Origin of the sequence: Lactonifactor longoviformis, assembly GCF_042848515.1 — a bacterium.
Lineage (GTDB): Bacteria > Bacillota > Clostridia > Lachnospirales > Lachnospiraceae > Lactonifactor > Lactonifactor longoviformis.
Window position 1 is genome coordinate 3,955,001 of sequence record NZ_AP031453.1, and the last position, 19,297, is coordinate 3,974,297.

Here is a 19,297-nt window from a genome sequence, read left to right on the forward strand (position 1 = left end):
TTTCTAACTGTTATCCCCCTGTATGAGGCAGGTTATCCACGCGTTACTCACCCGTCCGCCACTCAGTCATATAGTTACTCATACCGAAATACTCGTCTCTATATGCTTCGTTCGACTTGCATGTGTTAAGCACGCCGCCAGCGTTCATCCTGAGCCAGGATCAAACTCTCTGATAAAGTGTTGAACTTTCGTTCAAGAGTTGTCCAAGTTCAAAATTAACTTTGGCTAATTTATCCCTTTTACTGTTTTTAAGGATTTTTACTCATCCCAAAAATGTTACTTTTTTAGAATTTTCAGGTTAATGTGTTTCACTGTTTAGTTATCAAAGTACTTTGTACAGTTTGACAATGAATGCTATGATTCTTCATCAAAAACTGTTAAATTTTGACTGTTTTTCTCAGTCAGCTCAATTATCTTATCACGTTTTTCAACGTTTGTCAACAACCTTTTACATCTTTTTCCCGGTGTTTTTCAGATAATTAAGAACGGAGAAGGAGGGATTTGAACCCTCGCGCCGCTATTAACGACCTACTCCCTTTCCAGGGGAGCCCCTTCAGCCAGCTTGGGTACTTCTCCAAAACCACTGATATCTTACTATTGCTATATAAAAACCGTTCCTCAGTGAATCCAACGGTTCAACGGAGAGGGTGGGATTCGAACCCACGCGCCCTTGCGGACAAACGGTTTTCAAGACCGCCTCGTTATGACCACTTCGATACCTCTCCATGGTGTCGCTTTCCGTCAGCGACAAGTGATATTTTACCATTAATGTTTAATGTTGTCAATATGTTATTTTCATATTTTTTCAACAAAATTTTCAGCAATCATCAGGTCTTCCGGTGTTGTAATTTTGATGTTTTCATAAGAGCCTTCCACCAGTTTTATTCTGCATCCTTTTGTCTTTTCAACGACCATAGCATCATCTGTAATTCCCTGCATATCTCCTCTCCGCAGCTCCTCATGGGCCTCACGAATCAGAGAATAACGAAACGCCTGCGGAGTCTGTATTGTCCACACGTACCTTCTGTCCGGGGTGGCAGCGATCATTCCCTCTTTATCTGATATCTTAATGGTATCTTTTGAGGGCATCCCTACTACACATGCCTGATAGCGCATGGCTCCGTCAAGAGCGCGGTTCAGCATCTCTTCTGTGATAAAAGGCCGGGCCCCATCGTGGATAAACACATAGTCACAGTTTTCACATGCCAGCAGTCCCTGATAGACAGAATCATATCTTTCCTTTCCCCCGGCAATGATTTTGGACACCTTGGTAAGCCCATATTTCAGGACAATATCCCTCCTGCAAAATTCTATAGAATCCTCGGAGGAAACCAGGATAATATCATCCACCCAGTCTGTTTTCTGAAAGCAGGCCAGAGAATAATACAAAACAGGCTTCCCTTTAATTAGAAGGAACTGCTTTTGTATTTTACTCCTCATACGTTTTCCCTGCCCGGCTGCCAGCACAATTGCCGTACATTTCTCTCTCTTCATTAGCGTTCCCCCAGCTTCAGGTTCGGCACCGCATTCAAATCCCATCCGTGACGGGTTCCTTTTTTATACTCATAGTAAGCAGCCGTACCAATCATAGCTGCGTTATCCGTACAGAGAATAGGAGACGGGTAGTAAAAATGAATTCCATTCTCCTGGCAGGCTTTCTCCATCCCCCTGCGCAGTGCCCCGTTGGATGCCACCCCCCCTGCGATGGCTAATTTGTCCATATGGTAATCCTTTGCAGCCGAAATAGCATGCTCCACAAGGACTTCCACTACAGAACGCTGGAAAGATGCCGCTATATCAGCTGCCACAATCTCCTCCCCCTGCATTCTGCAGCGGTTGAGATGATTCAGCACCGCTGATTTTACACCGCTGAAGCTAAAATCGTAAGGGGCATCTTCGATTTTGCCCTTTGGGAAATCAATGGCATAAGAATTACCCTCCAACGACAGCTTGTCTATCTTCGGCCCTCCCGGATAACCAAGCCCTATGGCCCTTGCCACCTTGTCAAATGCTTCCCCTGCCGCATCGTCCCGTGTTCTCCCCAGAATTTGGAATTCCCCATATTCTTTCACTATCACGAGATGCGTGTGACCGCCCGATACCACAAGACATAAAAACGGAGGCTCCAGTTCGGGATGTTCAATGTAATTCGCTGAAATATGCCCCTCTATATGGTGTACACCTACCAACGGCAGTTTTTTGGCATAACTGATTGCCTTTGCCTCTGCCACGCCAACCAGCAAAGCCCCTACCAGGCCCGGTCCGTAAGTTACCCCCACGGCATCCATATCATCCAGAACAGCCCCTGCCTGTTCCAGAGCCTCTTCAATTACCTGGTTAATTTTCTCTATATGCTTTCTGGATGCTATCTCCGGCACCACTCCGCCGTACAGCTTATGGAGTTCTATCTGGGAAGAAATAACATTGGAGAGAATCTGCCTTCCATTTTTTACAACTGCTGCTGCCGTTTCATCACAGGAACTCTCAATCGCCAGTATCACCACATCATCTATATTTTTATCCATTTTCTTCATCCTTATTCTTCAAATTGCAAATCTGCTGATTGACCGTCTTTTCCGGGATAGGAACGGGGAAAAATCGCTCTGACCTCATCCATAAATTCCTCGGGGCGAACCAGAGAGGGGCTGTAGTGTGTCAGCCACAATTCCTTAACCTCAGCCTCTTTTGCCAGACACGCAGCCTCTTTAAAGGTCATATGCTTATACTCACGGGCTTTTGCCTCTTTCTCCTTTTCCCCGTACATTCCCTCGCAGATAAAAAGATCCGACTCCCTGGCATTCTCTCTGATAGAAGCAGTGGGACGTGTATCGGTCGTATACGTAAGCTTTATCCCTTTTCTGGGAGCCCCAAGAACCATGTCTGGAGTATAAGTGTTCCCCTCCCAGGTCACTGTCTCTCCCTTTTGGAGAGGATTCCAGCACTTCAGGGGAATCCCCAGCTCTCTGGCCCTCTCTGGAAGAAATTTACCGCCTCTTTTTATCTCCAAAGTATATCCATAGCAAACCACATTGTGGTTTACGCGAAAAGCTGTAATCTCATAGCCATGGCTTTTCAGATGCTCCACAGACTCTGTAAGTTCTACACACTGTATCTCAAACGGCAACTCAGGGGCGATCACTCTCAGCGCAGAAACCACGCGGTTCAGCCCCTTCGGACCTATGAGTGTCAGCGGCTCCGTGCGCTCTGCGTTTCCCATTGTCAGAAGCATCCCCGGCAGACCGCTGATATGATCTGCATGGTAATGCGTAAAGCAAATGGTATCGATAGGCTTAAAACTCCATCCCTTTTCTTTTACCGCCACTTGGGTGCCTTCTCCACAGTCTATCATCAAATTGCTTCCATTATAACGGGTCATCAAAGATGTCAGCCACCTCCTGGGAAGAGGCATCATTCCACCGGTTCCCAGCAAACATATATCTAACATGTTATTTCCTCATTTCATTTTCAGTGCTCTTATTCTATCACAACTCCCAGCGGTTGGCAATGAGGGGCCATTTTAAGTATGTTTGGCAGGAAGCTCTAAAGTACACATAATACCATAATCACAATCCCGATGCAGCACATGAGGAATCCAAAGGATAAGCTTATGGTCATCCATTTGTGAGATTCCATCCTTCCTCTGATCCTCTCTGCCCTGGAAATCCTGGCTGCCTCCTCTGATTCTGTCTGGAGACGCAGCGGCCGGTAAAGTGTTTCCTTCAGCGTAAGGATGATGAAGTCAACCAAACGGTCAGGTATACGAAAGATTCCGGCGCATACAGAGGGCAGCCACTTTGTAAGTGCCGGGACATAAACCTTCTTTTCCAAATCCAGCCAGACCGGCCATAAATTCTTATATCCATAACAGCCCGGCGCTTCCCTGACCATAACAGTCTTTTTGATAAAAAGGAAATAAACTAAGCATCCTACAGCAACAGATATTACCGCACCCTTCAGATTCACAAAGGAAAAATAGGCGATCTCATGTTCCAGGGGATGTATAGCAAAAAATGTTCCTGTGCTGTCAGCAATCCGCTCCATGGTTACCCCCGGCAGTATTCCCAAAACAGGAATTACAGCGCCGGACAGAAGAAGCGTTAATTTTGTCATAGGATTTGCATAGTTTCGATACTGCTCCTCGAATTCCTTCTGTCTCACCGGGTGGCGGTTTCTAAACAGTGCATGGTAGAGTTTTATCATATAGGCAACTGTCAGTCCCCCGCAGAACAGAAACAAAAGTTCCACAAAGGAAGTAAAACCTGTGCTTCCCAACACAGTACCGCCTTCGTGGATATATTCTACGATACTTTCATGGAGAAGCGTCTTACTTACATAACCGCTGAACAAAGGAATTCCTCCGATTCCCAGTGCCCCGGATAAAAATGCCAGCTGCAGAAAGGGTTTTCTGCGCCCGAAGCCTCTTATCTGGTTTAATTCCAATTCCTCAAGATTCATAAACACCACTCCGGCAGCCAGAAACAGTACCAGCTTAAACAGGGAATGATTCATCATGTGAAGCACAATGCCGCGCACTGCCAGCTGGTTCTCTTCCCCCAGAAGCCCTGCCATTCCCAGTCCGATTAGTACAAACCCAATCTGGGACATAGAGGAACAGGCAAGGGTCCGCTTTAGATTCACTGCAAATACAGCCAGAACTGCCCCCAGGGTCATAGTTACCATCCCCAGCAGAAGGACGGCGGTACCCCACCAGGGATCATATCGGAAGATATTGCAGGAAACTGACAGAATGCCAAACAGACCCGCCTTTGTAAGTATTCCCGACAGGAGCACACTGGCCGGCGCAGGAGATACCGTATGTGCTTTTGGCATCCACACATGAAGAGGAAACATTCCGGCCTTTGCCCCGAATCCTAAAAGGATCAGCGCCCCTGCTGTGTAGATCTGCCCGGAGTCTTCTGTCCATGCTTTTTTGCCTGCTTCATACAGTTCATCTATCCGCAGCGTTCCCAGCAGATGATGCAGCATAAAGAGTCCCATGAGAAGGATCAGTCCTCCCACCACGGCGATGCCCAGATAGGTAGACGCCGCGTCCAGCGCCTGGGGCGTTTCGTTCTGAGCCACCCACACATAGGAGGTAAAAGACATAATCTCAAAAAAGATAAAGGTGGTATAGAGATCCGCGGAGAGGAATACCCCCATGGTGGCCCCAAGGGTAAACAAAAGGAACATATAATATCGGTTTCTGTTTCTCTCATGTTTCATGTATTCATTTGACATCAGCGCAGACATCAGCCACAAGAACGCAGACAGGAGTCCGAACAGAGCCCGAAACCCGTCCAGTACGAAGCAGATCCCCAGACTGCAGATTCCTGCTGCCTCAAATGTCACTGTCTCTCCCTGCCACACCTGCACAGCAAGAGACGCGAAAAGAAGGAGCTCAAGAAGGATCGAAAAATCTGCCGCATAATTCCGCATTCTTTTGCTGAACCGTCCGGTCAGATAGCACAGCAGTGCAGCTGCAAAAGGCCAGCCCACCGTAAGTCCAAGTAATATATTTCCCTGCATCTTTTCACCTCCTATATAGAACCGGCTGCTACCTGTTCCAGAAAATCCAGAAGCGGCCCGCTGTGAACTCCCAGTACGATCATTGCAGCAGCAAACACCCCCAGGGGAATCAGCATTCGCCAGGTGGGATCCGTTGTGTCTCCGCCGATCAGCCTTTCCTTCCCTTTTTCCGGGCAAAACGCACGTATAACCACAGTAAACATGTAAATGGCGGCCATCAGCGCGGCATAGAACAGAACAATAACCACTCCGTAGCTTAGAAGAGTTTCCCCCGCAAAGGCTGCCTTTGCAATCCGCCATTTACTGATAAATCCAATAGTGAGAGGGATTCCCGTGAGCGACATAGCTGATACCGTAAAAGTCAGAAATGTTTTTTTCATCTGATGGCCCACACCGTCCAGGGCCGGTATAAAATGATATCCTGTTTTGAACATAACCGATCCTGATACAAAGAATGCACAAATCTTGCCGATGGCATGAGCTACCATATGACACATAGCTGCAATCATTCCCAGAGGGCTCATAAGTGTTGCTGCCATCAGAATGTAGGACAGATTGCTGATGGTAGAATAGGCCAGCCGCCGTTTAAAATGTACCTCTTTTACAGCCATGGTACTGCCGTATACCACGGTAAACATAGCAATTCCCATCACAATATCCTGGGCCCAGCTTCCTTTGAGTATCTCTGTCCCGTAGCAGTAGTACGTAAGACGAAGGACCGCAAAGACTCCTGCCTTCACCACCGCAACCGCATGGAGCAGGGCGGTAACCGGGGTGGGAGCCACAGACGCAGAGATCAGCCATCCGTGAAGGGGGAATACGGCTGCCTTTACCCCAAACCCCAGAAAAGCCATCACATAGATAAGGCGGAGAATGTTATCGTCCACCAACGTGTGATCCATCACGCCTCCGATGGCAAAGGAAGCCCCTTCCCCGTACACAGTGATAAAAATCAGGCTGGTAAAGGCAAAGGCTGCTCCTCCGATGGAATAATAGGCATACTGCCTGCCGGCCCGCCTGGCCCGGGGAATCATGGTATGCATCACAAGTGGTATGGTTACCAGGGTAAGCAGCTCATAGAAAAGATACATAGTCATCATATTTCCCGCATAGGCAATTCCAAGGCTCACCCCATAGGTCATGGTATAAAAGGCGAAAAATGTATTTTCTCTGGTCTCATGAGTCATATACTCAAAGGCATACAGTGTAGCCAATGGCCAGAGTGTGGATACGATGGTCCCGAACAGCATTCCCAGACCGTCGATGCGGAAAAGCAGGCTTACATTTTTATATAGTTCGAACAGGATCAGACTCTCTTTACTGCCCGCCCACAAAATTCCCAGTGAAATTGCAGAATTTATAATTACAAGGCATTCCACTGCAATATTCCTTTTCATTCTATCCTTTATAGGGAAGAAAAATAACAGCGCCCCGGCGAGGATAGGAAGCAGAATAGGTAGAATGATATAGATATTTTCCATGCCGCACCTCCTATAATACGCTCTTGCCGATGGCAGTGAGCAGTTCCATGAGTCCTCCCGGCCATATGCCGAAATATGCAATTCCGGCAGTCAGGATTACAATGGGGAGTACCATCCACAGAGATGGCTCCCGTTTCTTCAGATTTCCGTAGTCATACGCTTTGCCCGGCAGGAACCCGTGAATGGTAATGGGAAGCAGATACCCTGCAGTCAGCAGGGCACTGAGCAGCAGAATGACCGGTACTATCCAGCGCAGAACACCTATTTCTGCCTGCAAAGCCCCCGCCGCCAGATACCATTTGCTGATAAAGCCTGCAAACGGAGGAATTCCTATGAGACCTAAAGCAGCCAGTGTAAAGCACCATATGGTAACAGGCATCTCTTTTCCAATCCCTCTAAGCTCGGAAACCTTCGTCTTCCCGGTCTGACAGATAATCGCTCCGGCAACGGCAAAAAGAGCATTTTTAATCAGAGAATGGAAAACCACATGGGAAAGGGCACCTGCCAGCCCGTAAAAATTAAGCAGAGAAAGCCCTGCCATAATATACGAAAGCTGGCTAACCGTTGAATAGGCGAACCGCTTCTTCATCAACGGTTCCCGGTAAGCCATCATAGATCCCATAAACACAGTGATGAGTGCCAAGATCAGCCAGGCGTACTGCACCCAGGTCCCCTTGATCACCTCAGCTCCCACTACAAAATAGATCAGCCGGACGATGGCCAGCACTCCCGCCTTTGTAATCACACCGGACAACACAGCACTGGCAGGCGCCGGTGCCACCGGGTGGGCAGTCGGCAGCCATCCGTGAAACGGAAACATGCCAGCCTTTACACCGAAGCCCAGAATCATAAGAAAGATCACCACATAAAACACAGGGTCTGACTGGGCCGCCGCCTGAATATTCTGCGTCCTGTCAGGGGAAAAGTCACAGAGTATCCCCTTTCCAAACAAGTAGATAATTCCGAACAGGCCGGCGAAAGCTCCACCCGCAGAATAAAATAAGTATTTTAGCCCCGCCATTATGGCCTCTTTCTTGAGGGTATGAAGGACTAAGGGCAGGGTGGACAGCGACATCATTTCATAAAATAGGTAGAGAGTAACCATATTGGCGGAGAGATCCAGTCCGGTAAGCACTCCTCCGGCCATGAGATACCAGGCATAAAAGGTTCCTTCCCTCTCTTCCTTTCTCATATAGCCCACTGCAAATATTCCTGCCAGAGTCCATACCGCGGCCATGAATAAAGCAAACAGCAGGGAAAGGCGATCCGTATGTAGGGCAATGGATACGCCGTCCATCAGCTGCCACAGCTGCAGATATCTATATTCCCCCTCCGTCAGACACCAGATTCCCAGTAGTATCGTAAGCCCTCCGTGGAGGATTAAAAACGTCAAAAAGTATCCCAGTAGAGCTCTTCTGCTTCTCAGATGCTTTTGTACCGCCAAAAGAAGCCCCCCTGCAAGTACGGGCATCAAAACAGGCAGTACTAAGAAAGTATTTTCACCCATAAGTCTCCTCCTTTTCTACTGGAACATGGCAATCCCCTGTTTGATGGCCCCTATAAAGGGCCCTGAAAACAGGCCCAGGATAAAATTGACGGCTGCAAATACTGTAATGGCTGTACAACCGGCTGCTCCCAGTTTTACTCTTCTCGACTTCTCAGATGCAGCCGCCGGGGTATAGATAATTATTACCGTACGGACAAAGTAAATAGCGTTCAGCAATGTACTGATTGCAATCACGATAAATACAAGGACGACCTTTCTGGGATCCTCTGTAGCTGCCACAGCAAAAGAAATTTTAGATATAAATCCGCCAAACAGGGGAATCCCCACCAGGGAAAACGCGCCTACGGTGAAACCGATTCCGGCCAGCCGGCTCCTGTATCCCGCACCCTTTAATTCCTGTATACGATAGGTATGGCCAGAGGCCTGACTCAGCCCCTCTGCACTGATAAAGAGGAGAGATTTCGTAGCCGCGTGCACCAGGATATGAAACATTGCCGCTACCATTCCCGCACGGCTTCCCAGCCCAATCCCCATATACACATAACCAATCTGAGCTACTGAAGAGTATGCGTTCATATATCGGATGTCTTTTTCCCGAATGGCTCCCACAGAACCCAGGATTATAGCAAACACGCTGAATGCAAAGAGTACTTTTATAATATCGCTTCCCAGAATTGTATCCTTGCCCACTACCCGGTAGATAATCTTTATCAGCAGAAAAATATAGCTCTTTGACACCAGCCCGGACAGAATGGCACTGGAGGAAGGCAGGGAAAAGCCGTAAGCAGCGGGCATCCATGAATGAAAAGGATACAGACCGCTCTTAATAGCCAGACCAGCCGTGATTAGAATAATTACCATTAGCAGAGGGATATGATACTCCCCTCTTAGCATCAGCATCTTTACGCTTTCCTGAATATTTGGCATCAGCAGATGTCCGGTAACTGTATACAGGATACATACACCGATGAGAAAAAGGCCTGACCCCATGAGACTCATAATCATATATCTGGTTGCCGCCACATACACAGGACCTGTTTTCCTCACCATAATCAGGCCGCAGGCAGCTATTGTATTAATTTCTATAAACACATAGGCGGTAAAAATATCATTTGTATAGATCAATGCCAGAATCGCCCCAAGCATCAGATTCAGAAACAGAAAATACATGCCAAGGCTCCTGTCCTCCAGTTCCCGGCTAAGATGCTTCATCCCTCCCAGAACGGACAGCAGCATCACAAAGCTGAAAAAAGTAGCTGTTAAAGCTTCCAGAACGCCTACGCGTATCTCATTTCCCCAGGGTGCGGTATAATGCCCCATAGTATAGACAAAGCTTTCCCCTGTAGACATCACATAAGCAAGAGTTGCGGCAGAGAGCACAATCACAATCCCATTTACCGCAACTCCCAGATTCCTGGCCTTCTTCCCCTTTAAGACAGAGGAAATGACACCGGAGAACATGGAAACCATGATGGAAAAAAACGGAAAGTTGCACACAAATTCCAATTACTCCTCCTCCTTCCTCATCTTCATAATGATATAGTCCATATTAAGGGAATGATATTTCTGATACAGGCAGACCGTAAGGGCAAGCATCAGCGCTGTCACACTCACGGACACTACAATTCCCGTGAGGACCAGGCCGCTGGGGATGGGATTAATGTACGCGTCCATTCTGGTGACCCCGTCTGTAACGATAGGCGCCCCCCTGCCTTCTATGTATCCCTGCGCCGCCAGAAACAAATAAGCAGCGGTGTCCATAATATTAAGACCAATTATCTTTTTTATCAGATTTTTGTGCAGAAGGAGAGCCGCCAGTCCGATACCGAAGAGAATCACAGAGGTAACAACCTCTCCATTTTCCAGAAAGTGCTCCAGCATCTCAAATCCCCCCTTTGCTGAAAAGTGCATAGAACGAATACATGGTACAGGCCACAACAATGCCAACTGCAATGTTCAGAGGCAGGATTAACCCTGCACTGAAGATATCACCAGGCGTTCCCAGCGGAATATGGCTGTTCAGGTGATTCGCACCTGTAAAAAAAGAGTAGCTTTTGGCAAGGCAGTAAAACCCAAGGGCAATCAGAGTACAGTTCTGAAACGTCTTTTCTGTAAAAAACTGTTCAATGGCCTCATATCCATAGGAATTCCTGAAAAGGATCAGACTCCCTCCTATAATTGCGCCTCCGGAAAATCCCCCTCCCGGCGACAGATGACCGTTGAGAATCACATAAATTCCAAATAGGAACAGCATAGGAGACAGAATAAAAGTTACTCTCTGCAGGATTACATCTTCCTTCATTCCAATCTCCTTCTGGGATTTCGCTGTCTTCGCGCCGTCGCCGGCCTTCAGAAGGAGAAGCACCGCAGAAGCAGCGATAAATAAAACATTGGATTCTCCGAAGGTATCGAATGCCCTGTAGTCCAGGATCATTCCTGCAACAATGTTCACAGCGCCTGTCTCTTCCATCCCTTTTTCTATGTAACGCCGGGACACTTCATTGTTTACCGGATTGTCTGCATCCCCAAAGGGAGGGAGAAAATACACCACATAAAGCAAAGTTCCTACAATAAATACACCCATAAGCACCGTCAGAATCCGGTATATATAATGGTAGGCCTTCGCTTTTTCATAGGAATATCCAACATCCGGGATCTGTTCCAGATATGCGAGATAGTTATGCCCTGCTTTCTTTTCCCGTTCTTCCAGGGCCATGGGTTCAGGATCTTCGTAAAAAACATCATTTTCCCCGGCAATCCAACGCTCTAGTTTGCCAAAAAAGGTATGCTCGTAGTCTTTCTTAATCTTACTCATGCTTTTCGTCCTCTCCAATTGCCCGGATACGTTTGAGGGTTACAAAAAATAAGACGCTGGTTACCCCGGCGCCAACCGCAGCCTCCGTGATAGCAAGATCCGGGGACTTAAGCACCACCCACAAAATAGACATAATGACACTGTACGACATAAATATAGCTACAGATATCAGAAGACGCCTGGCCAGGCAGGCGGAAAGAGCGCATACAATTAATCCGAAAAACATTACAAATTTAAACGCTGTCAGCATCCTTCTTCACCTCTTTCTCTTTTTTCATCAGCTCATTGGTTGTCACTTCGAATTCGCAGAGCATATGGCTGCACACGGGACCTGCCATCCAGAAAAAAGCCAGGATGAACAGAAGTTTTGCTTCAACTGTGCCGCCCCACTGATACAGCATAAGGCCTATCAGAAGGCAGAGCTTCCCCAGCGAGTCCCCCATGGCTGCCGCATGCATCCGGTTAAGAGCCGTTCGGAAACGAAAATTGCCGATGGCTGCCCCAAGCATTATCAACAGGCCGCTCAGCATAAAAGCAGCGCACAGTACAAATCTAATTTTCTCCCCAATCATGTTCTTCCTCGTCCTCCTTCTGTTTTTCTGCATACACCTTCAAATATAACTGTACCAGGACCACCACGGCTAAAAAGCTCAGCATAGCGTAGATGAGACAGACATCCAGCAGATAGGACTCTTTCAGAAGCATCGCCAGAATGGCTATTGCCACAATTGTTAGAGTGCCGATTGCATTGACAGCAATAATCCGGTCTGTGAGCTTCGGCCCTATAATGGAACGAATGACATAAATCAGAATAATAACTGCTAGGATAATCAGGCACAGAATAAAAAGACCTCTGTAATACTGTTCCATACTTATTCCTCCACTTTTTTAATAATCCTGACCATAAGGCATTCGTCTATCCCCTGAGAAAAGTCTTTGTCCAGACAATGTACAGTAAAATCATTCCCGTCCACATCTACTGTAATGGTCCCAGGTGTCAGCGTGATATAATTAGCCATCATAACCCGCCCTATATCGGTCTTAAAGTCCACAGTAAAATGCACCAGCACAGGTTCCACCTCATATTTAAATGAAAATATAAATCTCATAACACTGGCTGTAGCCTTTATTACTTCCAGGATAAGATTACCCAGATACCAGCATACAACCGGAATTTTTTTCAGAAACCGGATATCCCTTTTTAAGCTGTACCCCAGATACCTGCAGGCAAAAAGAAATACCAGCAGAGAAATGACGATTCCCGCCCCAATAATTTCTCCGGTTATCTTTCCATTTAACACAATCCAGAATAAAATAAATATAAGTAACAATGATACACCTCCTTCACTTTAGAGAAATTATAATTCGTTTCATTACCAGCGCTGTACTGCATTACCAGAAAGTACATGCGGTACATAAATAAATTAGGGATTCTTTCAGTTTCACTCCGAGCGGAGCAAGAGAACAAGGCAAAATATTTACATATTTTCCAGACTTTGTCTATATTTTATCATAGTCTTTATGTATTTTCACGTTATATTTATTATAACATTGTACTTTTTTGTGCACAATTCCAATTATTCTTAAGGCTATTCCATATTTGAATTGCCTTATCCTTATTTGATGATCGCAAAAAAAGTGCCGCAGTGTGGAAAATCACACTGCGGCACTCTCTCCTATTTAACACATGGCTGGTTTACCAGCACCTATCTATCAGGGAGGTACTAAATCAACTCCTTTTCCTGCCCTTTGGCCACAGGAATCTTAAAACCTGCGGTCCACCGTTCATAGCAGGATTCACATAAGTCAAAGGAATGACGCTCCCCGTCACGGCTGGAAAAATATCCCCATACAATATCTACAGGGAAAACCCCTTCCATCACAATTCCATTTTCCACCTTCAGCTCTCTTCCGCACATGTTGCAGGACACCTGCTCCAGTTGTTTGGCCTGTTGGTTTTTGTATTTCCTCATCTGTATCCTCCCTTTAGAATCCCCTTCTTCGTTTACAAGTGTATTATATCGAAAAAAAATGCATAAATATAGTGGGAACGGTTTTCAAATTTAGCAAAAGATTACATTTTTCTCATTTCCTGCTCATTACAATACCATCCTCCACAGGGGCTTCATAAAAATTCCTGCGGGTTCCCGCCCTCTGGAACCCCATACTTTCATAGAGCGCAATCGCCCGCACATTACTTTTTCTGACCTCCAGGACGCAGGAGGCAACCCCTGCAGTCTCTGCCTCTGTGAGCAGCTGCTCCATGAGCATTCGTCCGATGCCTTGTCCCTGCTCCTGCTGGGCCACAGACACATTTGTAATCTCGCCTTCGTCCAGGGAGATCCACATTCCCGCGTACCCTACGAGGCATCCGTCCTTTTCCGCGGCAAGATACACGGTGTCTTTTCGAAAAGCACTGGAGTCAAAGCTCTCTCTGCTCCAGGGACGGGAAAAATTCTCCTTTTCTATGTCTGCAGCCGCACAAATATCTCTGGGTTCCATTCTGCGAATCCGTATCATACCTGCTTCTGTCCTTTTAACCTTGCCGCCCGCTCTCTCTCCGCCTGAGACACCCGCAGGTATTCCGGCTGGTGCTCTGCGGCGGACTGTACTTGTCCTCTCTGATACAGTACCATTCCCAGTGCTCCCACAGTTCCGGCCCGCTGCTTATTCACATGCGCCGGGGCAAAGGAATAGGGAACCTTTATCTTTTCCCGTATCAGGTCCGCGTAGACAGGGACACCGTCCCCTAAAAAGATTACTTCCTGCCCCAGTGCATTCAGATCTCCGATTAACTCCTCCGCCTTTACTGCCTTCTGTTTTGTGATAATGATCATTTTCCCATCCTCGAATCTGTAGATGCCGGTATACACCTGGCCTCTTCTGGCATCCATCACAGGGCATATGAGCTGCCTGGCATCGTAGAGATTATAAGCCAGCGCATCCACTGTAGGGACCCCGATTAACGGTTTGTCCAGAGCAAGTCCAAGCCCTTTGGCAGTGGCGGCACCTATGCGCAGCCCTGTAAAGGACCCTGGCCCTGCAGCCACGGCAATGGCATCCAGGGTGTTTAGATCCAAATCGATCATTCTGCCAATCTCATCCAACATAGGAAGCAGTGTCTGAGAATGCGTTTTCTTATAGTTTATAGTGTACTCTGCCAGCAGTCTGTCATCTTCCAGTACAGCCACAGAGGCCACCAGCCCGGAACTGTCGAGAGCTAAAAGTTTCATAATGAATCCATCCCTTCTATTATAATACGGCGGTAGTCAAAGCCTTTTTCCAGATCTTTCTCAATAGTAATCTGTATGATATTTTCCGGAAGAATCTCCTCAATCAGATTCGCCCATTCTATGAGACAGATTCCGCTTCCAAAAAAGTAGTCATCATATCCAATCTCTTCCATCTCCTCCACATCCCCGATGCGGTAGACGTCGAAATGATAAAAGGGCAATCTTCCGTCTTCATATTCCTGAATGATGGTAAAAGTAGGGCTGCTGATGGGTTCTGTAATTCCCAGGCCCTTTGCCACTCCCTGTGTAAATACTGTTTTTCCCACGCCAAGATCACCCATCAATGTATAAATTTCTCCCGGACGGGCTTTCTGTCCTATGGTTTCCCCCAGCCGGAAGGTTTCCTCTGGGCTGTTTGTTTCATATATCATAATTATCCTGTTCCTATTCACTTTCACTTAGAATCTTGTCCGAATCGTGCGATTCTGTACAATTATAGCACAAGGCTGTACCGCACTGCAATCTCACATTTCAACCGGAGAGGCCCCGTACCCCCGGCGAATCAGCACTTGCACCTTTCCCCATCCCATATTATAATATGTTTTACGGCAGTATGCCAAATACGCAAAGGAAAAGGAGTACTATCTTATGGCAAATCCAGTAGTAACTATTACCATGGAAAACGGGGATGTGATGAAGGCTGAACTATACCCGGAAGTCGCACCCAATACAGTAAATAATTTTATCAGCCTTGTAAAGAAAGGGTTCTATGACGGTCTGATTTTTCACCGGGTTATCAAAGGCTTTATGATTCAGGGCGGGTGCCCGGACGGTAACGGCATGGGAGGTCCCGGCTATACCATTAAAGGAGAATTTGCTCAGAACGGATTCTCCAATGATCTGAAGCATACACCCGGAGTTCTCTCCATGGCCCGCGCCATGCATCCGGACTCCGCCGGTTCTCAGTTTTTCCTGATGCACAAGACTTCCCCGCATCTGGACGGGTCATACGCCGCATTTGGAAAGGTGACAGAAGGTCTTGCTATTGTAGATAAGATTGCAGAGGTAGATACCGATTACAGCGATAAGCCGAGAGAACCTCAGGTCATTCAGAGTATGACAGTGGAAACCTTTGGTGTCGACTATCCGGAACCTGAAAAGTGCTGATCCTTCAGACAGAGACAATAAAACGCTCCCGGGAAACCAACTGATGATGGTTTCCCGGAAGCGTTTTTCATTATTTCATAAACCCTGACATCATACATCCTCCGGCGGCACCGGCTGCCAGTACCTCTGTCATATTGCACGGGGTAATCCCCCCGATGGCATAAACCGGAAGGCCCGTGGAAGCACATACCTCCTTTAGATAGGACAGCCCCCTGGGGGGAATGCCTTTTTTACAGTTCGTTGCATAGATGTGTCCCGCAATGATATAAGACGCGCCCAGTTTTTCTGCCTGCCGGGCTTCCTCCGAAGAATGCACAGATACTCCCACCGAGGAGAACTCCCGCAGATACTCCCTGTTTTCCTCCATTTGGGCAAATGATATCTGAACCTCCGGGATCTCAAGCTTTCGGGCTGACCGGATAAACTGGTTCACCGCAAAGGGTTTTCCTGCCTGCCGGCAGATGTCCCGGCACTGTTCCGCCAGACTCTCATATTCCTCCTGAGCCATATCCTTTTCCCGGAGAATGATTTTTTCTATCTCCGGAATCCCTGCAAGGCTGCGGATCCTCTCAAGAAAATCCTCCCTGCACAGATGTCTGTTGGTAATGCAAATCATTGATTTATACTCTGACATAGTCCACATAAACCGGCTGCAGTCCCCGGTCAAGGATGGCCTGGTTCACTTCCTCCACATTTCTTGGGTCTGAGATCTCGAATTGTTCGTCTCCCTTCGCCTCTTCCCCGTGTCCGCCCACGCTGACTTTAACCCCGGCTGATATCTTTGTGGCACACATGCCGATGACATGGTCCCGAAAGCCTGCCCGTTCCCTGGTGGATATGGTGATTCCAGCAAACGGCATGAACAGCCGGTACGCCAGCATTACCTGGAGAAGCTGTGTTTCGTGAACATCTCTGGGATTTACCTTATCGTTATTTATAATAGGGCGAAGTCTGGGGGGAGAGAATGAAATCTCACCGTGAGGATACTTCTGCTGGATATAATATGCGTGCAGCCCGGTGGCAAAGGCGTCTTTTCTAAAGTCATCCAGTCCCAGGAGGGCACCGAAGGCTACTCCCCGCATCCCGCCTTTTAATGCTCTCTCCTGGGCATTGAAACGATAGGGAAAGATCCGCTTGGGACCGCTCAGATGGAGACGTTCGTATTTTTCAGGCTGATACGTCTCCTGGTAAACGCAGACATAGTCGGCCCCGCATGCATGGAGATATGCATATTCGTCACTGTTGAGGGGATAAATCTCGATTCCCACCAGTGCAAAATATTTGGCTGCCAGTCTGACTGCCTCCCCAATGTAGTCTACACCGGAGGCATGTCTTGACTCCCCTGTGAGAATCAAAATGTCCTGCAGACCAGTGGCTGCAATGTTCTTCAGTTCCAGTTCTATCTCCTCCATGGTAAGTTTCCCTCTGTGAATTCTGTTTTTGCAGTTAAACCCGCAGTAAACGCAGTTATTTTCACAGTAATTGGCTATGTACAGAGGAGTGAACAGGGAAACCGAATTCCCAAAATGCTTTGCCGTTTCTTCTTTGCCCCTGTGCGCCATCTCTTCCAGATATGGAGCTGCCGCCGGAGAAAGCAGGGCTGCAAAATCCTCTGTATTCAGAGACTCCTTTCTCAGCGCGGCCTCCACCTGGGCAGATGTATAACTGTTGTAATCATATGCTGCCGTCTTTTTCAAAACGCTTTCCATAAGCTGATGGTCTGTTGCTTCCATTCCCTCCTGATATTCCATATGACAGGTCTGTTCAGTTATCATATCTAATCCTCCAAAAAACCGGTCAGAGGGCTGGATGCTACGCCTTTGTGTTCAACAACCCTTCCCAGTCCTGCCAGATAGGCCATACGGCCGGAATCTATAGCCAGCTTAAATGCCGACGCCATCAGCGCAGCATCGCTGGCAGTGGCGATAGCCGTATTAGCCATAATTGCATCAACCCCCAGCTCCATGGCCTCACATGCCTGGGAAGGGCGCCCGATACCGGCGTCCACAATAATGGGAAGTTGGATTTCCTCTACCAGAATCTTGATAAAATCCCTGGTGCAGAGCCCCTTATTGCTTCCAATGGGTGCGCCCAGAGGCATAATAGCCGCTGCCCCGGCGTTTACCATATCTCTGGCCGCGTTCAGATCCGGATACATATAAGGCATAACCACAAACCCTTCCTTCGCCAGGATTTCCGTTGCCTTTATCGTTTCGTAATTGTCCGGCAAAAGGTATTTGCTGTCATGCACAACTTCAATCTTTACAAAATCCCCGCACCCCAGTTCTCTGGCCAGTCTGGCAATCCGGACAGCCTCCTGCGCAGTCCGCGCGCCGGAGGTGTTGGGAAGGAGGGTAATTCCCTGAGGCATATAGTCCAGTATATTTTCTTCTCCCCCCACATTGGCTCTGCGGATGGCCAAAGTCGCCATTTCCACACCTCCGTTTTTTATTACTGCGTCTGTCATCTCCAGGGAGAACTTTCCGGATCCCAGTATAAATCTGGAATGAAATTCATGTCCTCCGATTACTAATGTGTCATTCATCTTACTTTTCTCCTATTCCTCATATAATTCCAGCAGCAGCCGAAGAGCCATATTTGCCTGATGCCCCGCACATACCTGTACTCTTGGGGCCATAAGTCCCTGGCCAGGGGCTGCCCCGCTTGTCTGATCCCCGCAGATAAAATACCGCTCCATCCTTTTTTCTGTATGTATGGTGTTGGCGCTTAAGTACCCAGCCATACCGGAAGCCCCAACCAGATAGGTTCCTGGAAGCTTTTCTAAGATGGCTGCGGTAAACTCCGCTTTCGTCTCCGGCGCATCAAAGGCCTCACAGACAACCTGACATCCTCGGAATATGCCTTCTGCATTTTCTGCATCGACTTTCACGTCTATCGTCTCCACCTCTATATATGGATTTATCTCTCCAATCTGCATTTTCAAAGCCTCTGTCTTCTTCATTCCCAGATGGGATACCCTATAATTCTGCCTATTCAGATTGCTGGGTTCCACCACATCATAATCCACCAGCAGAAGATGTCCCACCCCGGTGCGGGCCAGCATGACAGCAATATGAGAGCCCAGCCCTCCAAGGCCTGCGATTCCAACTCTTCCTTTTTTCACCTTACGGTGAACTCCCGGGGTATGCCGGGCCGCCATCATGGCCTCAAGCTCCCCGGGCTTTGGCATACTGCCCCTGGGAATAATAAAAATCTCATCCCCGGGCTGAATAGCGTACGCCCCCGATGTGCAGTATCCATTTACAATGGTTATGTCATCTGCCTTGCCCAGAGCCCTTTGAAGCTGTTCCAGCGTACAGGCGGAAAGCTCTGTCTCTTCTCCATTCAGAACCGCCCTCATGGATCACCCCCCGCCCACAAAGCTTACGATCTCGAGGGTGTCGGCTTCCGTGAGCACTACCTCCCCGTATCTGCTCTTAGGTACAATTTCATGGTTTTTCTCCACCGCAATTCTCTCCAATGGATACCTGTGTTCCCGTAAGAAAACTTCCAGCGTTCTCCTCTCTCCCAGGACTACGTCTTTTCCATTCACTCTCATCCGGCCACT

General features: G+C 47.8%; 23 protein-coding genes, 2 tRNA genes and 1 rRNA gene (1 of these 26 only partly in view). 1 reads left to right on the plus strand and 25 read right to left on the minus strand.

What is annotated here, in order from left to right; translation table 11 throughout:
• The 20 genes from ACGHCT_RS18050 to tsaE form a co-directional block, all read right to left on the minus strand.
• A 16S ribosomal RNA gene (locus tag ACGHCT_RS18050) occupies positions 1-176 on the minus strand (it extends 1,360 nt beyond the left edge of the window).
• 310 nt (positions 177-486) lie between these two features.
• Positions 487-576, minus strand: a tRNA-Ser gene (locus ACGHCT_RS18055).
• 63 nt (positions 577-639) lie between these two features.
• Positions 640-725 (minus strand) — tRNA-Ser (locus ACGHCT_RS18060).
• A gap of 70 nt (positions 726-795) precedes the next feature.
• On the minus strand, positions 796-1,494 hold the full coding sequence (gene ispD / locus ACGHCT_RS18065) for a 2-C-methyl-D-erythritol 4-phosphate cytidylyltransferase (RefSeq protein ID WP_072854097.1): 699 nt from the start codon (positions 1,492-1,494) through the stop codon (positions 796-798).
• On the minus strand, positions 1,494-2,534 hold the full coding sequence (gene tsaD, locus ACGHCT_RS18070; RefSeq protein ID WP_390437133.1) for a tRNA (adenosine(37)-N6)-threonylcarbamoyltransferase complex transferase subunit TsaD: 1,041 nt from the start codon (positions 2,532-2,534) through the stop codon (positions 1,494-1,496). The genes ispD and tsaD overlap by 1 nt, the downstream gene beginning before the upstream one ends.
• 2 nt (positions 2,535-2,536) lie before the next feature.
• Positions 2,537-3,445 (minus strand): ribonuclease Z, encoded by a 909-nt coding sequence (locus tag ACGHCT_RS18075; RefSeq protein WP_072854096.1) that lies wholly within the window; start codon positions 3,443-3,445, stop codon positions 2,537-2,539.
• 95 nt (positions 3,446-3,540) lie between these two features.
• Positions 3,541-5,526 (minus strand): complex I subunit 5 family protein, encoded by a 1,986-nt coding sequence (locus ACGHCT_RS18080; RefSeq protein ID WP_390437134.1) that lies wholly within the window; start codon positions 5,524-5,526, stop codon positions 3,541-3,543.
• A gap of 11 nt (positions 5,527-5,537) precedes the next feature.
• Positions 5,538-7,007, minus strand: a complete 1,470-nt coding sequence (locus ACGHCT_RS18085; RefSeq protein ID WP_390437135.1) for a complex I subunit 5 family protein — start codon at positions 7,005-7,007, stop codon at positions 5,538-5,540.
• Positions 7,008-7,017: 10 nt separating this feature from the next.
• Entirely contained in the window at positions 7,018-8,514 is a 1,497-nt protein-coding gene (locus ACGHCT_RS18090; protein WP_390437136.1) for a complex I subunit 5 family protein, read from the minus strand.
• 15 nt (positions 8,515-8,529) lie between these two features.
• Positions 8,530-10,011, minus strand: a complete 1,482-nt coding sequence (locus ACGHCT_RS18095) for a proton-conducting transporter membrane subunit (protein WP_341443516.1) — start codon at positions 10,009-10,011, stop codon at positions 8,530-8,532.
• 9 nt (positions 10,012-10,020) lie between these two features.
• Complete coding sequence (locus ACGHCT_RS18100; RefSeq protein WP_072854091.1) at positions 10,021-10,395, minus strand: sodium:proton antiporter; 375 nt, start codon at positions 10,393-10,395, stop codon at positions 10,021-10,023.
• Between the two features lies 1 nt (position 10,396).
• A complete protein-coding gene (gene mbhE, locus ACGHCT_RS18105; protein ID WP_072854090.1) occupies positions 10,397-11,329 on the minus strand; it encodes a hydrogen gas-evolving membrane-bound hydrogenase subunit E in 933 nt (310 codons plus the stop codon).
• A complete protein-coding gene (locus ACGHCT_RS18110) occupies positions 11,322-11,579 on the minus strand; it encodes a hydrogenase subunit MbhD domain-containing protein (RefSeq protein ID WP_072854089.1) in 258 nt (85 codons plus the stop codon). Before ACGHCT_RS18110 ends, mbhE begins: the two co-directional genes overlap by 8 nt.
• Positions 11,563-11,901, minus strand: a complete 339-nt coding sequence (locus ACGHCT_RS18115) for a cation:proton antiporter (protein ID WP_390437137.1) — start codon at positions 11,899-11,901, stop codon at positions 11,563-11,565. The genes ACGHCT_RS18110 and ACGHCT_RS18115 overlap by 17 nt, the downstream gene beginning before the upstream one ends.
• Positions 11,882-12,199 carry a monovalent cation/H+ antiporter complex subunit F gene (locus ACGHCT_RS18120; RefSeq protein ID WP_072854087.1) on the minus strand — a complete coding sequence of 106 codons (318 nt, stop codon included), beginning with the start codon at positions 12,197-12,199 and terminating at the stop codon, positions 11,882-11,884. Before ACGHCT_RS18120 ends, ACGHCT_RS18115 begins: the two co-directional genes overlap by 20 nt.
• Before the next feature lie 2 nt (positions 12,200-12,201).
• On the minus strand, positions 12,202-12,660 hold the full coding sequence (locus ACGHCT_RS18125; RefSeq protein ID WP_390437138.1) for a Na+/H+ antiporter subunit E: 459 nt from the start codon (positions 12,658-12,660) through the stop codon (positions 12,202-12,204).
• 393 nt (positions 12,661-13,053) lie between these two features.
• A complete protein-coding gene (locus tag ACGHCT_RS18130) occupies positions 13,054-13,302 on the minus strand; it encodes a hypothetical protein (RefSeq protein WP_390437139.1) in 249 nt (82 codons plus the stop codon).
• A 112-nt stretch (positions 13,303-13,414) separates the two neighbouring features.
• A complete protein-coding gene (gene rimI, locus ACGHCT_RS18135; RefSeq protein ID WP_390437140.1) occupies positions 13,415-13,849 on the minus strand; it encodes a ribosomal protein S18-alanine N-acetyltransferase in 435 nt (144 codons plus the stop codon).
• Positions 13,846-14,562: a tRNA (adenosine(37)-N6)-threonylcarbamoyltransferase complex dimerization subunit type 1 TsaB gene (tsaB, locus tag ACGHCT_RS18140; RefSeq protein WP_390437141.1), complete on the minus strand. Its 717-nt coding sequence runs from the start codon at positions 14,560-14,562 to the stop codon at positions 13,846-13,848. The genes rimI and tsaB overlap by 4 nt, the downstream gene beginning before the upstream one ends.
• Positions 14,559-14,993, minus strand: a complete 435-nt coding sequence (gene tsaE, locus ACGHCT_RS18145) for a tRNA (adenosine(37)-N6)-threonylcarbamoyltransferase complex ATPase subunit type 1 TsaE (RefSeq protein ID WP_390437142.1) — start codon at positions 14,991-14,993, stop codon at positions 14,559-14,561. Before tsaE ends, tsaB begins: the two co-directional genes overlap by 4 nt.
• Positions 14,994-15,210: 217 nt before the next feature.
• Here tsaE and ACGHCT_RS18150 point away from each other — a divergent pair, with 217 nt between their 5' ends.
• Positions 15,211-15,729, plus strand: a complete 519-nt coding sequence (locus ACGHCT_RS18150; protein WP_390437143.1) for a peptidylprolyl isomerase — start codon at positions 15,211-15,213, stop codon at positions 15,727-15,729.
• Positions 15,730-15,799: 70 nt separating this feature from the next.
• Here ACGHCT_RS18150 and ACGHCT_RS18155 read toward each other — a convergent pair whose 3' ends face one another.
• The 5 genes from ACGHCT_RS18155 to thiS are packed head-to-tail and all read right to left on the minus strand — an operon-like array spanning position 15,800 to position 19,288.
• Entirely contained in the window at positions 15,800-16,363 is a 564-nt protein-coding gene (locus tag ACGHCT_RS18155; RefSeq protein WP_390437144.1) for a thiamine phosphate synthase, read from the minus strand.
• Positions 16,350-17,504, minus strand: a complete 1,155-nt coding sequence (gene thiH, locus ACGHCT_RS18160; protein ID WP_390437145.1) for a 2-iminoacetate synthase ThiH — start codon at positions 17,502-17,504, stop codon at positions 16,350-16,352. Before thiH ends, ACGHCT_RS18155 begins: the two co-directional genes overlap by 14 nt.
• A 2-nt stretch (positions 17,505-17,506) precedes the next feature.
• Positions 17,507-18,274: a thiazole synthase gene (locus tag ACGHCT_RS18165; RefSeq protein ID WP_390437146.1), complete on the minus strand. Its 768-nt coding sequence runs from the start codon at positions 18,272-18,274 to the stop codon at positions 17,507-17,509.
• A 12-nt stretch (positions 18,275-18,286) separates the two neighbouring features.
• A complete protein-coding gene (gene thiF, locus ACGHCT_RS18170) occupies positions 18,287-19,090 on the minus strand; it encodes a sulfur carrier protein ThiS adenylyltransferase ThiF (protein WP_390437147.1) in 804 nt (267 codons plus the stop codon).
• A gap of 3 nt (positions 19,091-19,093) precedes the next feature.
• Positions 19,094-19,288, minus strand: coding sequence for a sulfur carrier protein ThiS (gene thiS / locus ACGHCT_RS18175; protein ID WP_390437148.1), 195 nt, complete (start codon positions 19,286-19,288; stop codon positions 19,094-19,096).
• Positions 19,289-19,297: the final 9 nt, after the last annotated feature.

Bases quoted from the DNA above. Each gene is read 5' to 3' on its own strand.
- ACGHCT_RS18080 (WP_390437134.1), bottom strand. From the start codon at position 5,526: ATGCAGGGAAATATATTACTTGGACTTACGGTGGGCTGGCCTTTTGCA.
- tsaD (WP_390437133.1), bottom strand. From the start codon at position 2,534: ATGAAGAAAATGGATAAAAATATAGATGATGTGGTGATACTGGCGATT.
- ispD (WP_072854097.1), bottom strand. From the start codon at position 1,494: ATGAAGAGAGAGAAATGTACGGCAATTGTGCTGGCAGCCGGGCAGGGA.
- ACGHCT_RS18110 (WP_072854089.1), bottom strand. From the start codon at position 11,579: ATGCTGACAGCGTTTAAATTTGTAATGTTTTTCGGATTAATTGTATGC.
- ACGHCT_RS18100 (WP_072854091.1), bottom strand. From the start codon at position 10,395: ATGCTGGAGCACTTTCTGGAAAATGGAGAGGTTGTTACCTCTGTGATT.
- ACGHCT_RS18115 (WP_390437137.1), bottom strand. From the start codon at position 11,901: ATGATTGGGGAGAAAATTAGATTTGTACTGTGCGCTGCTTTTATGCTG.
- ACGHCT_RS18120 (WP_072854087.1), bottom strand. From the start codon at position 12,199: ATGGAACAGTATTACAGAGGTCTTTTTATTCTGTGCCTGATTATCCTA.
- ACGHCT_RS18130 (WP_390437139.1), bottom strand. From the start codon at position 13,302: ATGAGGAAATACAAAAACCAACAGGCCAAACAACTGGAGCAGGTGTCC.
- thiS (WP_390437148.1), bottom strand. From the start codon at position 19,288: ATGAGAGTGAATGGAAAAGACGTAGTCCTGGGAGAGAGGAGAACGCTG.
- ACGHCT_RS18165 (WP_390437146.1), bottom strand. From the start codon at position 18,274: ATGAATGACACATTAGTAATCGGAGGACATGAATTTCATTCCAGATTT.
- thiF (WP_390437147.1), bottom strand. From the start codon at position 19,090: ATGAGGGCGGTTCTGAATGGAGAAGAGACAGAGCTTTCCGCCTGTACG.
- thiH (WP_390437145.1), bottom strand. From the start codon at position 17,504: ATGATAACTGAACAGACCTGTCATATGGAATATCAGGAGGGAATGGAA.
- ACGHCT_RS18155 (WP_390437144.1), bottom strand. From the start codon at position 16,363: ATGTCAGAGTATAAATCAATGATTTGCATTACCAACAGACATCTGTGC.
- ACGHCT_RS18150 (WP_390437143.1), top strand. From the start codon at position 15,211: ATGGCAAATCCAGTAGTAACTATTACCATGGAAAACGGGGATGTGATG.
- tsaB (WP_390437141.1), bottom strand. From the start codon at position 14,562: ATGAAACTTTTAGCTCTCGACAGTTCCGGGCTGGTGGCCTCTGTGGCT.
- rimI (WP_390437140.1), bottom strand. From the start codon at position 13,849: ATGATACGGATTCGCAGAATGGAACCCAGAGATATTTGTGCGGCTGCA.
- ACGHCT_RS18090 (WP_390437136.1), bottom strand. From the start codon at position 8,514: ATGGGTGAAAATACTTTCTTAGTACTGCCTGTTTTGATGCCCGTACTT.
- tsaE (WP_390437142.1), bottom strand. From the start codon at position 14,993: ATGATATATGAAACAAACAGCCCAGAGGAAACCTTCCGGCTGGGGGAA.
- ACGHCT_RS18085 (WP_390437135.1), bottom strand. From the start codon at position 7,007: ATGGAAAATATCTATATCATTCTACCTATTCTGCTTCCTATCCTCGCC.
- ACGHCT_RS18075 (WP_072854096.1), bottom strand. From the start codon at position 3,445: ATGTTAGATATATGTTTGCTGGGAACCGGTGGAATGATGCCTCTTCCC.
- mbhE (WP_072854090.1), bottom strand. From the start codon at position 11,329: ATGAGTAAGATTAAGAAAGACTACGAGCATACCTTTTTTGGCAAACTA.